This window comes from Burkholderia vietnamiensis LMG 10929 (genome assembly GCF_000959445.1).
Taxonomy (GTDB): Bacteria; Pseudomonadota; Gammaproteobacteria; order Burkholderiales; family Burkholderiaceae; genus Burkholderia; species Burkholderia vietnamiensis.
This window is the reverse complement of sequence record NZ_CP009631.1, coordinates 990,992-1,004,884: the sequence shown is the minus strand read 5'-3', so window position 1 is coordinate 1,004,884 and position 13,893 is coordinate 990,992. Positions and strand designations below refer to the sequence as shown.

14 protein-coding genes are annotated in these 13,893 nt (G+C 67.2%); 10 read left to right on the top strand and 4 right to left on the bottom strand.

The window, feature by feature from the left end:
• The first annotated feature begins 125 nt into the window (after window positions 1–125).
• The 4 genes from glmU to AK36_RS14565 are packed head-to-tail and all read left to right on the top strand — an operon-like array spanning window position 126 to window position 4,107.
• Complete coding sequence (gene glmU / locus AK36_RS14580) at window positions 126–1,487, top strand: bifunctional UDP-N-acetylglucosamine diphosphorylase/glucosamine-1-phosphate N-acetyltransferase GlmU (protein ID WP_034192503.1); 1,362 nt, start codon at window positions 126–128, stop codon at window positions 1,485–1,487.
• A gap of 57 nt (window positions 1,488–1,544) precedes the next feature.
• Complete coding sequence (gene glmS, locus AK36_RS14575) at window positions 1,545–3,362, top strand: glutamine--fructose-6-phosphate transaminase (isomerizing) (RefSeq protein WP_014723783.1); 1,818 nt, start codon at window positions 1,545–1,547, stop codon at window positions 3,360–3,362.
• 50 nt (window positions 3,363–3,412) lie between these two features.
• The gene (locus tag AK36_RS14570; protein WP_034192502.1) at window positions 3,413–3,889 is read left to right on the top strand and encodes a hypothetical protein; all 477 of its coding nucleotides are present in this window, start codon (window positions 3,413–3,415) and stop codon (window positions 3,887–3,889) included.
• Entirely contained in the window at window positions 3,889–4,107 is a 219-nt protein-coding gene (locus AK36_RS14565; protein WP_011886225.1) for a hypothetical protein, read from the top strand. Before AK36_RS14570 ends, AK36_RS14565 begins: the two co-directional genes overlap by 1 nt.
• Window positions 4,108–4,179: 72 nt before the next feature.
• Here the strand turns inward: AK36_RS14565 and AK36_RS14560 are convergent, their stop codons facing one another.
• Both AK36_RS14560 and AK36_RS14555 read right to left on the bottom strand, forming a co-directional pair.
• Window positions 4,180–5,016, bottom strand: coding sequence for an FTR1 family iron permease (locus tag AK36_RS14560; RefSeq protein ID WP_011886226.1), 837 nt, complete (start codon window positions 5,014–5,016; stop codon window positions 4,180–4,182).
• 12 nt (window positions 5,017–5,028) lie between these two features.
• Window positions 5,029–5,361 (bottom strand): cupredoxin domain-containing protein, encoded by a 333-nt coding sequence (locus tag AK36_RS14555; protein WP_011886227.1) that lies wholly within the window; start codon window positions 5,359–5,361, stop codon window positions 5,029–5,031.
• 306 nt (window positions 5,362–5,667) lie between these two features.
• Here AK36_RS14555 and AK36_RS14550 point away from each other — a divergent pair, with 306 nt between their 5' ends.
• Complete coding sequence (locus AK36_RS14550; RefSeq protein ID WP_011886228.1) at window positions 5,668–5,868, top strand: heavy-metal-associated domain-containing protein; 201 nt, start codon at window positions 5,668–5,670, stop codon at window positions 5,866–5,868.
• Between the two features lie 49 nt (window positions 5,869–5,917).
• Here the strand turns inward: AK36_RS14550 and AK36_RS14545 are convergent, their stop codons facing one another.
• A complete protein-coding gene (locus tag AK36_RS14545) occupies window positions 5,918–7,408 on the bottom strand; it encodes an aldehyde dehydrogenase (RefSeq protein WP_045578712.1) in 1,491 nt (496 codons plus the stop codon).
• An 83-nt stretch (window positions 7,409–7,491) separates the two neighbouring features.
• Window positions 7,492–8,043 carry a cupin domain-containing protein gene (locus AK36_RS14540; RefSeq protein WP_011886230.1) on the bottom strand — a complete coding sequence of 184 codons (552 nt, stop codon included), beginning with the start codon at window positions 8,041–8,043 and terminating at the stop codon, window positions 7,492–7,494.
• 414 nt (window positions 8,044–8,457) lie between these two features.
• Between AK36_RS14540 and AK36_RS34290 the strand changes: the two genes are divergently transcribed.
• The 5 genes from AK36_RS34290 (at window position 8,458) to AK36_RS14520 (ending at window position 13,765) form a co-directional block, all read left to right on the top strand.
• Window positions 8,458–8,682: a hypothetical protein gene (locus AK36_RS34290; protein ID WP_011886231.1), complete on the top strand. Its 225-nt coding sequence runs from the start codon at window positions 8,458–8,460 to the stop codon at window positions 8,680–8,682.
• A 282-nt stretch (window positions 8,683–8,964) separates the two neighbouring features.
• Window positions 8,965–9,750, top strand: a complete 786-nt coding sequence (locus AK36_RS14535; protein ID WP_011886232.1) for a gamma-glutamyl-gamma-aminobutyrate hydrolase family protein — start codon at window positions 8,965–8,967, stop codon at window positions 9,748–9,750.
• Window positions 9,751–9,779: 29 nt separating this feature from the next.
• Complete coding sequence (locus AK36_RS14530) at window positions 9,780–11,117, top strand: glutamine synthetase family protein (protein WP_011886233.1); 1,338 nt, start codon at window positions 9,780–9,782, stop codon at window positions 11,115–11,117.
• 37 nt (window positions 11,118–11,154) lie between these two features.
• Window positions 11,155–12,588, top strand: coding sequence for an aspartate aminotransferase family protein (locus AK36_RS14525; protein ID WP_011886234.1), 1,434 nt, complete (start codon window positions 11,155–11,157; stop codon window positions 12,586–12,588).
• Window positions 12,589–12,649: 61 nt separating this feature from the next.
• Window positions 12,650–13,765 carry a polyamine ABC transporter substrate-binding protein gene (locus AK36_RS14520; protein WP_011886235.1) on the top strand — a complete coding sequence of 372 codons (1,116 nt, stop codon included), beginning with the start codon at window positions 12,650–12,652 and terminating at the stop codon, window positions 13,763–13,765.
• Window positions 13,766–13,893: the final 128 nt, after the last annotated feature.

Genomic DNA, 13,893 nt, shown 5'->3' with positions numbered 1-13,893 from the left:
GAACGCGCGTCGCGACGGCGCGCGAGCGCCCGTTGCGGCGCTGTCGCCGCGCCGCGACAGGCCCGGGACGCCAGGGGCCGCATGCTAAAATGGACGGCTTCGAACTCCTCTGACAAGCTGGCGCCATGAATATCGTGATTTTGGCGGCAGGCACCGGCAAGCGCATGCGTTCCGCGCTGCCGAAAGTGCTCCATCCCCTGGCCGGCAGGCCGCTCCTCTCCCACGTCATCGCTACCGCGCGCACGCTGCAGCCGTCCCGGCTCGTCGTCGTCGTCGGGCATGGCGCCGAGCAGGTGCAGGCCGCGGTCGCCGCGCCCGACGTACAGTTCGCGGTGCAGGCCGAGCAGCTCGGCACCGGCCATGCGGTGCGCCAGGCGCTGCCGCTGCTCGATCCCGCGCAACCGACGCTCGTGCTGTACGGCGACGTGCCGCTCACGCGTGCAACGACGCTCAAGCGTCTGGTCGACGCGGCACACGACGGCCGCTACGGGATTCTGACCGTCACGCTCGACGAGCCGACCGGTTACGGCCGCATCGTGCGCGACGCGGCGGGCTTCGTCACGCGCATCGTCGAGCAGAAGGACGCGTCGCCCGAGCAGTTGAAGATCGCCGAGATCAACACCGGCATCATCGTCACGCCGACCGCGCAGCTGTCGATGTGGCTCGGGGCGCTGAAGAACGAGAACGCGCAGGGCGAGTACTACCTGACCGACGTGGTCGAGCTCGCGATCGAGGCCGGCTTCGAGATCGTCACCACGCAGCCCGACGACGACTGGGAAACGCTCGGCGTGAACAGCAAGGCGCAGCTCGCGGAGCTGGAGCGCATCCATCAGCGCAACGTCGCCGATGCGCTGCTCGTCGAAGGCGTCACGCTGGCCGATCCGGCGCGCGTCGACGTGCGCGGCACGCTGCGCTGCGGCCGCGACGTGTCGATCGACGTGAACTGCGTGTTCGAAGGCGACGTGACGCTCGCCGACGACGTGACGGTCGGCCCGAACTGCGTGATCCGCAACGCGTCGATCGGCGCGGGCACGCGCATCGACGCGTTCACGCACATCGACGGCGCCCAGCTCGGCGCGAACACCGTGATCGGCCCGTACGCGCGGCTGCGCCCCGGCGCGCAGCTCGCGGACGAGGCGCACGTCGGCAACTTCGTCGAGGTGAAGAATGCGGTGATCGGCCACGGCTCGAAGGCGAACCACCTGACCTACATCGGCGACGCCGACATCGGCGCGCGCGTGAACATCGGCGCGGGCACGATCACCTGCAACTACGACGGCGCGAACAAGTTCCGCACCGTGATCGAGGACGACGTGTTCGTCGGCTCGGACACGCAGCTCGTCGCGCCGGTGCGCGTCGGCCGGGGCGTGACGATCGCGGCCGGCACGACGGTCTGGAAGGACGTCGCCGAAGGCACGCTCGCATTGAACGAGAAGACGCAGACCGCGAAGAGCGGCTACGTCCGCCCGGTCAAGAAGAAAAGCTGAACATCTACGGCGGGCGTCGGCACGGCGCCCGCTTCGACTTACAGGGATTGACGACTCATGTGCGGCATTGTCGGCGCAGTTGCGCAGCGTAATATCGTTCCGGTGCTGATCGAAGGATTGCGGCGCCTCGAATACCGTGGCTACGATTCGTGCGGCGTCGCCGTGCTCGAACCCGACGCACCGCGCCGCGCGCGCAGCGTCGCGCGCGTCGCCGATCTCGACGCGCAGGTCCACGAAGCCCATCTCGAAGGCACGACCGGCGTCGCGCACACGCGCTGGGCCACGCACGGCGCGCCCGTCACGCAGAATGCGCATCCGATCTTCTCGTCGAACGCGCTCGCGCTGGTCCACAACGGCATCATCGAGAACTTCGAGACGCTGCGCGACGCGCTGCGCGCGAAGGGCTACGAGTTCGTGTCGCAGACCGACACCGAAGTGATCGCGCATCTGGTGCACAGCCTGTATCGCGGCGATCTGTTCGAAGCGGTGCGCGAGGCCGTGCAGCAGCTGCACGGCGCATACGCGATCGCGGTCACGCACAAGGATCAGCCGCACACCGTCGTCGGCGCGCGCCAGGGCTCGCCGCTCGTGGTCGGCCACGGCGACGGCGAGAACTTCCTCGCGTCCGATGCGCTCGCGCTGGCCGGCAGCACCGACCGCTTCACGTTCCTCGAAGAAGGCGACGTCTGCGAACTGTCGCTCGACGGCGTGAAGATCGTCGATCGCCACGGCGCGCTCGTCGAGCGCGAGACGCGCGTGGTCAGCGCGTACGGCGGCGCGGTCGAGCTCGGCCCCTATCGCCACTTCATGCAGAAGGAAATCTTCGAGCAGCCGCGCGCGATCAGCGACACGGTGCCGCAAACCGAAGCGTTCGAGCCGACGCTGTTCGGCGCGGCGGCAAGCGCTGCGTTCGCGAACATCGACAGCCTGCTGATCCTCGCGTGCGGCACCAGCTACTACTCGGGCCTCACCGCGAAGTACTGGCTCGAATCGATCGCGAAGATCCCGACCCAGGTCGAGATCGCGAGCGAATACCGCTACCGCGAGTCGGTGCCGAACCCGCGCCAGCTCGTGCTCGTGATCTCGCAGTCGGGCGAGACGGCCGACACGCTCGCGGCGCTCAAGCACGCGCAGTCGCTCGGCCACACGCACACGCTCGCCGTGTGCAACGTCGCGACGAGCGCGATGGTGCGGCTCACCGAGATGCAGTTCCTCACGCACGCGGGCACCGAGATCGGCGTCGCGTCGACCAAGGCGTTCACGACGCAGCTCGTCGCGCTGTTCGTGCTGGCGGCGACGCTCGGCAAGCTGCGCGGGCACGTCGACGCCGCGCAGGAAGCGCAATTCCTGAAGCAGCTGCGCCACCTGCCGGCCGCGCTGAACAGCGTGCTCGCGCTCGAGCCGCAGATCATCGCGTGGTCGGAAGAATTCGCGCGCAAGGAAAACGCACTGTTCCTCGGCCGCGGGCTGCATTACCCGATCGCGCTCGAAGGCGCGCTGAAGCTGAAGGAAATCTCGTACATCCACGCCGAAGCCTATCCGGCCGGCGAGCTGAAGCACGGGCCGCTCGCGCTCGTCACGGAAGCGATGCCGGTCGTCACGGTCGCGCCAAACGATACGCTGCTGGAGAAGCTGAAGTCGAACATGCAGGAAGTGCGCGCGCGCGGCGGCGAGCTGTACGTGTTCGCCGACGCCGACACGCAGATCGTCAACGACGACGGCCTGCACGTGATCCGGATGCCGGAACACTACGGGCAGCTGTCGCCGATCCTGCACGTGGTGCCGCTGCAGCTGCTCGCGTATCACACCGCGTGCGCGCGCGGCACCGACGTCGACAAGCCGCGCAACCTCGCGAAGTCGGTGACGGTGGAATAAGCAATCGGCGCAGCGCAGCCCGGCGCGCCGACGAGACTGACGGAGAGACCATGGTAAGACTGTTTGGATGCGGATTGCTGGCGCTGAGCGTCGCGTCGACGGGCTGGGCGGCCGAGCACTACGTCGAGGTCTGGAACCCGCCCGAGGCGCGCACGCCGGCCGCGCACGCGGCGGATGCCCGTACGCCTACCGCACGTACCGGCAGCAGTGCCGACTCGCATGCCGGCGGCAAGACCGCGGAAAAGCACGCCAGCGCTCAACCGAAGGCTTCCGTCAAGCCGCACAAGCGCCGCGTCGCGCAAGCCGTCAAAGCCACGCCGCATCGACCGCCTGCCGCGGCGGCCGACGCGCCGGCCGCGCCGCGCCCGGTCGCGCAGCCCGCGCCCGGCCGGCTCACCGTGATGCAGCCGGCCGCGCCGGACCCGCAGCACGCGCTGGGCTTCTCCGACATCCCGCGGCAATACACGCCGGACGGCAACGTGCTGCGCGTCGGCACCGGCAGCCGTTCCGCGGAGGTGACGCGATAATGGAAGCGCAGACCTATCACGGCTACCAGATCTGGGGCCATGCGATCCTGCAGCAAGACGAGATCCTGCAACCCGAACGGTTCGCGGCGAGCGGCACGATCACGCAGAACAACCGGCTCGTCGAAGCGTCGGGCGTGCTCGGCGTGTTCGATACCGAAGACGAAGCGCGCGAAGCCGGCCTCGAATGGGCCCGCGCGTGGATCGACGGTCATCAGTGAACGGCCCGCACGACGGGCGCATGCAACAAGGGGCGTCGACGACGCCCCTTGTTGCATTCGGATAGCGGAAATTCAGGCCGCGGCGCGCGGCGGCCGCACGGCCGGCTGCGGCCGGCCGACGAGCCGTGCCAGCGCGACGATCGCGACCAGCGTCCCGACGTACGCGGCGATCTGGATGCCGGCCGGACGCGCGGTATAGCCGATCAGCGCATGCAGCGCCTTGCCGACGACGCTCGATTCCTTCAGCAGCCACGACGTGTCCCACACCGCATCGCCCCACGACGGCACGAGGCCCGCGGCGAGCAGAAAGCCCACGCACTGGCTCGCCATCCCGGCCGCGAGCAGCACGATCAGCACGTTGGTGACCGAGAACAGGCGTTTCAGCGGAATCTGCAGCAGGCCGGCGTACATCGCGTAGCCGAGGCCCGCGCCGCCGAGCACGCCGAGCAGGCCGCCGGCGATCATCTGCGGCGTCTGCCCAGGGTCGCCGGCCGCGATGCCGTACAGGAACAGCACGGCCTCCGAGCCTTCGCGCAGCACTGCCGCGCCGACCACGATCGCGAGCCCCGTCAGCGGCCGGCTGCCGGCCGCCACCGCGCGGCCGACCTCGCCCATCTGCAGCGCGATCTCGCGGCCGTGCCGGCTCATCCAGATGCAGTGCCACGCCAGCATCAGCGTCGCGACGAACATCACGCCCGCGTTGAAGACTTCCTGCCCCATGCCGGACGCCCACTGCGAGATCGCGTCGGCGAACGCCGCGATCAGGCCCGCGCCGATCACGCCGCCGACGAGCCCGCCGCCGACCCACCAGCCGCGGCGCGGCACGCCCTTCGTGGCGGCCATCACGATCGACACGACGAGCGCGGCCTCGAGCACTTCACGGAACACGATCAGGGCAGTTGACAGCATGGCGGCGTCCGCTTACTTGACGGTGAGGTGCGTCTTCGACTGCGCTTCGTGATACTCGTCGTGGAACTCGTAAGTCCCGGCCTTCAGCGGCCCGACGAGGATCTCGACCGACTTGCCGGCCGGCACGACCTTCTCCGCCTTGAAGTCGTCGCTCTCGAATTCCGCGGGCGTCGCGTCGAGGTTCTTCACGACGAACTTCACGCGCTTGCCGGCCGGGATCGTCACGCCGTCGGGCGAAAACTTGTGGTCCTTCAACGTCAGGTTGACGACGTCGTCGGCGGCGAATGCGGAGCTGGCCGATGCGCCGAGCAGGGCGACGGCGAAACCGAGAACGAAACGATTCATGTGCATCATGAGGTGAAATGCCGAAGCGGATTGATATTAAGAGCGATTCGCATTTTCACCCTGGCGTATCCTTAAAGCAATCGGGAAGATCGATGGGTGCGCGCACGTGCCGCACCGCGCCGGGCAACGCGAGCGCCGCGTTTTGGCCCCGTCATCGCACCGTCAATCGGGAAAAATTCGGACGGGCGGAGGCGATCGATTCGTCTGACTTCACGCTGACGAAAACCCTCGCGCGCCGCTTGACCTTCCCACCATGGCAAGCTTCATGCTGAACCTACTCGTCAATCGTCAACTCAGGAGAACACGATGGAATTCGAAGTCCAGGACATGACCTGCGGCGGCTGTGCCAATGCGATCACGCGCGCGGTGACGGCCGCCGATCCCGCCGCGAAGCTCGACATCGACGTGGCCGCGAAGACGGTCAAGGTCGAATCGGCGCAGGGCGCCGAACGCGTGCAATCGGTGATCGAGGCCGCGGGCTTCCATCCGACGCTGCGCGCGGCTTGACGCAGACGGGGCGCGGCGGCGGTACGGCGCCACGCGCCCCGCTCCCACCTCAACGCAACCGGATCAGCGTCGACTTCAGCTCGGTGTATTTCTCGAGCGCATGCAGCGACTTGTCGCGGCCGTTGCCCGACTGCTTGTAGCCGCCGAACGGGAAGTTCATGTCGCCGCCTTCGTCGTAGCAGTTCACCCACACCGTGCCCGCGCGCAGCCGGCGCGACACGTCGTGCGCGGTCGTCAGGTCCGACGTCCAGACGGCGGCCGCGAGCCCGTATTCGGTGTCGTTCGCGATCCGCACGGCCTCGTCGACATCGTCGAACACGATCACCGACAGCACCGGCCCGAAGATCTCCTCGCGCGCGATCTTCGCGTCGGGCTTCACTTCGAACACGGTCGGCTCGACGTAGAAGCCGCCCGTCTCCTGCCGCACGCGCGCGCCGCCGGTGAGCAGCGTGCCCTCGCTGCGCCCCGCTTCGATGTAGCCGAGCACACGCTCGAGCTGGATGCCGTCGACGATCGCGCCCATCGACACCGACGGATCGAGCGGATTGCCCGGCACGTACGCACGCGCGGCCGCGACCAGCTTCTCGATGAACGCGTCCTTGATGTCGCGATGCACGAGCAGGCGCGAGCCGGCCGTGCACATCTCGCCCATGTTGTAGAAGATCGCGCCCGCGGCGGCCTGCGCGGCGCGCTCGAGATCCGGACAATCGGGCAGCACGATGTTCGGCGACTTGCCGCCGAGCTCGAGCCACGCGCGCTTGAGGTTCGACTGCGCGGCGTACTGCATGATCAGCTTGCCCACCGCGGTCGAACCGGTGAACGCGATGCAGTCGACGTCGCGATGCAGCGCGAGCAGCTTGCCCGGCTCGCCTGCGCCCGGCACGACGTTGAACACGCCGGCCGGGATGCCGGCCTCGTACGCGAGCTGCGCGACCCGGATCGCGGTCAGCGGCGATTTCTCCGACGGCTTCAGCACGACGCTGTTGCCGGCCGCGAGCGCCGGCCCGAACTTCCACGCGGCCATCAGGATCGGGAAGTTCCACGGCACGACCGCCGCGACCACGCCGACCGGCTCGCGCGTGACGAGGCCCACCAGATGATGATCGGCCGGCGCGACCTCGCCGCCAACCTTGTCGATCGCTTCGGCGAACCACTCGACGCAATACGCGGCGCCCGGCACGTCGACCGTCGTCGTGTCGCCGATCGGCTTGCCCGCATCGAGCGTCTCGAGCAGCGCGAGTTCGTCGAGATGCGTGCGCATCAGCGCGGCCCAGCGCAGCAGCACGGCCTTGCGCGCGCGCGGGTTCAGCCCGGCCCACACGCCGGCGTCGAACGCGCGCCGCGCGGCCGCGACCGCCGCGTTCACGTCGGCTTCGCCGCAGTCGGCCACCTTCGCGAGCACGCGGCCGTCGATCGGGCTCACGCAGTCGAACGTCTTGCCGCCGTGCGCGTCGCGCGACGCGCCGTCGATGAATGCGCGCCCTTCGATCCGGAGCGACGCCGCCTTGTCCTGCCAGTCAGCCAAAGTCAACTTGTTCATCAGGATTTCTCATTGTTTGGCATTCGCGCTGCGGCACGCCGCGCAACGGCAACGCTGCCGGCGGCGAATGCGGTGATGCGCGGTTAGAAGGTGGCCGGCGAATTGGCCGACACGACCTCGCAGAGCTGCTCCGCGCTGGGATTGCGAAAACGGTGCGGCAAACGGCTTTCGAAGTAGTAGCCGTCTCCGGGATCGAGCAGCCACGTCTCGCCGTCGACGGTCAGCTCGAGCCGCCCCGACACGACGACGCCGCCCTCGTGCCCCGCATGCGCGAGCATCTCCGCGCCGGTATCGGCGAGCGGCTGATAGATCTCGCGCATGATGCACATGTTGCGATCCTTCACGCCCGCGCCGACGAGATGAAACGCGAGCGCGTCGTTGCCGAGGTTCGGCATCTGATCGCGACGCGACACGACCGAGCGCGACTCGACCAGTTCGAACGTGAAGAACTCGGCGAGACTCATCGGAATACATTCGAGCAGCTTCTTCAGCGAGCCGACCGACGGGCTCACGCGCCCCTGTTCGATCAGCGAGATCGCGCCGTTGGTCACGCCCGCGCGCTTTGCGAGCTCGCGCTGCGACAGGCCATGCTTGTTGCGCACGAAACGCAGACGCTCGGCGACTTCAGTGGACATCGATTCGGTTTCGGACACGATAGGAGTGCGGGAAAAAAGTGAAGCGACGCATTGGCTGCCGTTGAATATTCTAATCACTTTATCGCCCGGATCAGCGGGGAAAACCCTGAAAGGCGTTCGAAATAATGAACAGCGAGCGGGTCATTCCATTTAAGAATCTTTTATTCGGAATGCCTCGGGAAAGCCCTGACACGACACCGACAAAAAACATTTGACGGCGTTTTTGGCTCGTATATGCTGGCTCTCAGGTCAGCGTCATTCGTGGATCATCCGCACCAAAAGCGTTATCGCAACGCAAAAACCGGTGCAGTTCGACGTCAATGATGCGGATCGGGCACCTCGATTATTTTAAACGCCTCGCGCGCCGAAACGATCAGGTGTTCAATACTTTCAACAACCCAGTCGAGTGTAATCGTGAGAGTCCGTGGCCCTCTGGTGAGGTGGGATCGACGCGATGCGCGAAGTTCGCGCAGCGCCGGACCCGCTTCCGATGGCAGTTGCGGCTGGCATAGTCCTCGCCTGCTGCACCTGTCGATCTACACCATCCTGTCCCGTCGTTCCGTTCGGCGTCACAACGCTGTTTCCGCACGTGCATTCGTGGCCGTCGACACCGACGAAGTCGCGTCGCTGCTGCCGTAGCGCCTCTCCCCTTTTTCGTCGTTCGTTTCTGCTGCCTGCTCGCTAACCGCGCCATCCGCGCGGTGACGGAACGCGTTCGCGCATTCGTTGCTGCGTCGCGTCGCGCAGCGAAACGAACGACGGCCTGACCGTCGCGCACAGCACGGGTCGCCAATCGTCCCGTCGTGCCCATTCATCAGCGGCCTCGCGTGTTGCGCGCGGCTGCGGGGCCGTGTCGCGCCTGCGTTCCTGCACGTTCGGGAACCGCGCACGCACACGCCCTACGCACAACTGATAGACGTCATGGAAAGGAAACCTCTCGTCGGCATCACTGCCGACCTCACGCAGATCGGCGCTCACGCGTCGCATACGGTCGGCGACAAGTACGTCGCGGCGATCGTCGACGGCGCGCACGCGCTTGCGATGGTGCTGCCCGCGCTCGGCGATCGCCAGTCGGTGGACGACGTGCTCGCGACGGTCGACGGCCTGCTGTTTACCGGCAGCTACTCGAACGTCGAGCCGCATCGATACGGCGGCGAGCCGAGCGCGCCCGGCACCAAGCACGATCCGGCCCGCGACGCGACGACGCTGCCGCTGCTGCGCGCCGCGCTCGACGCGGGCGTGCCGGTGCTCGCCGTCTGCCGCGGCTTTCAGGAGCTGAACGTCGTCTGCGGCGGCACGCTGCATCAGCGCGTGCACGAAGTGCCGGGCCTCGACGATCACCGCGAGGACGACGACGCGCCGATGGACACGCAGTACGGCCCCGCGCACGTCGTGCATCTGACGCCGGGCGGCCTGCTGCACACGCTCGCCGGCGGCCGCGACGACGTCCACGTCAACTCGCTGCACAAGCAAGGCATCGCGCAGCTCGGCGCCGGCCTCGCCGTCGAAGCCGTCGCGCCGGACGGTCTGATCGAAGCCGTCAGCGTCGTCGACGCACCGGCGTTCGCGCTCGCCGTGCAATGGCATCCGGAATGGCGGCACGCGCAGGACCCGCTGTCCACGGCGATCTTCCGCGCGTTCGGCGACGCATGCCGCGCACGCCGCCACGCGCGCACGCAGGCCGCGTGCTCCGCTGCGCTCGCATGAGCGCGCCGACCCACATAACGAGAACGAACATGCAAGACATCGAAGACTTTCTGAAGCAGCACCGGATCACCGAGATCGAAGCGATCATCCCCGACATGGCCGGCATCGCGCGCGGCAAGATCACGCCGCGCAACAAGTTCACGTCCGGCGAATCGATGCGGCTGCCGCAGGCCGTGATGGTGCAGACGGTCACCGGCGAATATCCGGAAGACGGTTCGCTGACCGGCGTGACCGACCCCGACATGGTGTGCGTGCCCGACACGTCGACCATCCGCCTGATTCCGTGGGCCGTCGATCCGACCGCGCAGGTGATCCACGACTGCGTGCACTTCGACGGCTCGCCGGTCGAGATCTCGCCGCGCTACGTGCTGCGCCGTGTGCTCGAGCTGTACAAGGCGAAGGGCTGGAAGCCCGTGGTCGCGCCCGAGCTGGAGTTCTACCTGGTCGACATGAACAAGGATCCGGACCTGCCGCTGCGTCCGCCGGTCGGCCGCACGGGCCGCCCCGAGACGGGCCGCCAGTCGTATTCGATCGAGGCCGTCAACGAGTTCGATCCGCTGTTCGAGGACATCTACGAATACTGCGAAATGCAGAACCTCGACATCGACACGCTGATCCACGAAGTGGGCGCCGCGCAGATGGAGATCAACTTCATGCACGGCGACGCGCTGTCGCTTGCGGACCAGGTGTTCCTGTTCAAGCGCACGGTGCGCGAGGCCGCGCTGCGCCACAGCATGTACGCGACCTTCATGGCCAAGCCGATGGAAGGCGAGCCGGGCTCCGCGATGCACGTGCACCAGAGCATCGTCGACGAGGAAACGGGCCGCAACCTGTTCACGTCGCCGGAGACGGGCGGCGCGACGTCGCTGTTCTACAACTACCTCGCCGGGCTGCAGAAGTACACGCCCGCGCTGATGCCGATCTTCGCGCCGTACATCAACTCGTATCGCCGGCTGTCGCGCTTCATGGCCGCGCCGATCAACGTGCAGTGGGGCTACGACAACCGCACGGTGGGCTTCCGCATTCCGCATTCGGGGCCGGCCGCGCGCCGCATCGAGAACCGCATTCCGGGCGTCGACTGCAACCCGTATCTCGCGCTCGCGGCGACGCTCGCAGCCGGCTACCTCGGGATGACGCAGCGCCTCGAGCCGACCGAGCCGCTCGTCAGCGACGGCTACTCGCTGCCGTACCAACTGCCGCGCAACCTGGAGGAAGGGCTCACGCTGATGGCCGCGTGCGAGCCGCTCGCCGGCATCCTCGGCGACAAGTTCCTGAAGGCGTATTTCGCGCTGAAGGAAACCGAATACGAAGCGTTCTTCCGCGTGATCAGCTCGTGGGAACGCCGCCATCTGCTGCTGCACGTGTAAGCAGCGCACGATCGCATCAAGGAAATACGGAGAAAACATGACTTACCGCAACGAATCCGCCTGGGTCCAGCCGGCCGCGCCGGCCACCGCACCGCGCACCACGCAGGCGCGCACGACCGCCGAATACCGCGCGCTCGACGCCGCGCACCACATCCATCCGTTCTCGGACATGGGCGCGCTCAATCGCGCGGGCAGCCGCGTGATCGTGAAGGCCGACGGCGTGTACCTGTGGGACTCGGACGGCAACAAGATCATCGACGGGATGGCCGGCCTGTGGTGCGTGAACGTCGGCTACGGCCGCAAGGAACTCGCCGACGCCGCGTATCGCCAGCTGCAGGAGCTGCCGTTCTACAACACGTTCTTCAAGACCACGCACCCGCCGGTGATCGAACTGTCGGCGATGCTCGCCGAAGTCACGCCCGCGGGCTTCAACCACTTCTTCTATTGCAACAGCGGCTCGGAAGGCAACGACACCGTGCTGCGCCTCGTCTATCAATACTGGCGCGTGCAGGGCAAGCCGCAGAAGAAGTACGTGATCTCGCGCCACAACGGCTATCACGGCTCGACGATCGCCGGCGCGACGCTCGGCGGGATGGACTACATGCACGAGCAGATGCCGTCGAAGGTCGAGCACATCGTGCACATCGATCAGCCGTACTTCTTCGGCGAAGCGCAAGCGGGCGAGACGCCCGAAGCGTTCGGCCTCGCCCGCGCGCAGCAACTGGAGGCGAAGATCCTCGAGCTCGGCGCGGAGAACGTCGCCGCGTTCATCGGCGAGCCGTTCCAGGGCGCGGGCGGCGTGATCTTCCCGCCGTCGACGTACTGGCCGGAGATCCAGCGGATCTGCCGCAAGTACGACATCCTGCTGGTCGCCGACGAAGTGATCGGCGGCTTCGGGCGCACCGGCGAATGGTTCGCACACCAGCACTTCGGCTTCGAGCCCGACCTGATCACGATGGCCAAGGGCCTCACGTCCGGTTACGTGCCGATGGGCGCAGTCGGCATTCACGAGCGCGTCGCGCGGCCGATCATCGACAACGGCGAGTTCAATCACGGCCTCACGTACTCGGGCCACCCGGTCGCGGCGGCCGTCGCGGTCGCGAACCTGAAGCTGCTGCGCGACGAAGGCATCGTCGAGCGCGTGAAGCGCGACACGGGCCCGTACTTCCAGGCGCTGATGCGCGACACCTTCGCGCAGCATCCGATCGTCGGCGAGGTGCACGGCCAGGGGATGGTCGCGAGCCTGCAGCTCGCGCAGGCGCCGGCCGAGCGCCGCCGCTTCGCGAACGGCGGCGAGGTGGGCACGATCTGCCGCGACTTCTGCTTCAACGGCAACCTGGTCATGCGTGCGACCGGCGACCGGATGCTGCTGTCGCCGCCGCTCGTGATCTCGCGTCAGGAAATCGACGAACTCGTATCGAAGGCGAAGAAAGCCGTCGATGCAACCGCCCAGCAGCTGGGCCTTTCGTAACGGCTTTGACTACGGGCGTGCGGCGGGCGCCGCACGCCGCCATAACCAGGGGAACTCCACCATGCGTGCCTGCTTTCTTCGCCAAGCCTGTTCCATCGCGGCCCTCGCCGCCGCTGCCGCGTTCACGTCGGTCGCCAGCCCGTGCGCCCACGCGGACGAGCTGAACGTGTACAACTGGTCCGACTACATCGCGCCGGACACGATCCCGAACTTCCAGAAACAGACCGGCATCCACGTCAAGTACGACAACTACGACAGCGACGACACGCTGCAGGCGAAGCTCCTCGCCGGCAGCTCGGGCTACGACATCGTCGTGCCGACGTCGAACTACATGGCCAAGCAGATCCAGGCCGGCGTCTACCAGAAGCTCGACAAGTCGAAGATCCCGAATCTCGCGAACCTCGATCCGCTGCTGATGAAGATGATCGCGGACGCCGATCCGGGCAACCAGTACGGCGTGCCGTGGGCATACGGCACCGACGGCATCGGCTACAACGCGCAGGCGGTGAAGAAGGCGCTCGGCGACAAGGCGCCGGTCGACAGCTGGGCGCTGGTGTTCGACCCGGCCAACATGGAGAAGCTGAAGAGCTGCGGCGTGTCGTTCCTCGACCAGGCGGTCGACGTGTTCGCGGCGACGCTGCAGTACATGGGCCGCGATCCGAACAGCAAGAACCCCGGCGACTACCAGGCCGCGTTCGAGGTGCTGAAGAAGGTTCGCCCGTACATCACGCAGTTCAACTCGTCGGGCTACATCAACGACCTCGCGAACAACGACGTGTGCGTCGTGCTCGGCTGGTCGGGCGACGTCGGCATCGCGCATCGCCGCGCGGCCGAGGCGAAACGCGCGTACGACATCAAGTTCTCGAACCCGAAGGAAGGCGGGCTGTTGTGGTTCGACGTGATGGTGGTGCCGAAGGATGCACCGCACCCCGAGGCCGCGATGAAGTGGATCAACTACGTGTCCGACGCGAAGGTCAACGCGGCGATCACCAACACGGTGTTCTATCCGACCGCGAACAAGGCGGCGCACCAGTTCGTCACGCCGGCCGTCGCGCAGGACCCGACCGTCTATCCGCCGGAGGACGTGCTGAAGAAGATGGTGCTGATGAAGCCGATGCCGGCCGACATCCTGCGCCTCGAAAACCGTCTGTGGGCGCAGTTGAAGACGGGCCACTGAGCCGGCTTCGTCATGGCGGCGCACGCGCGTACTGAACGCGTGCCCGCCTGAATCGGCGGACCGTCCGTCCGCCCGCGCGCACCGCGCGCCCGGTTCCATCCGGCACGAGCCGTTCGTCCGCGAGTCGC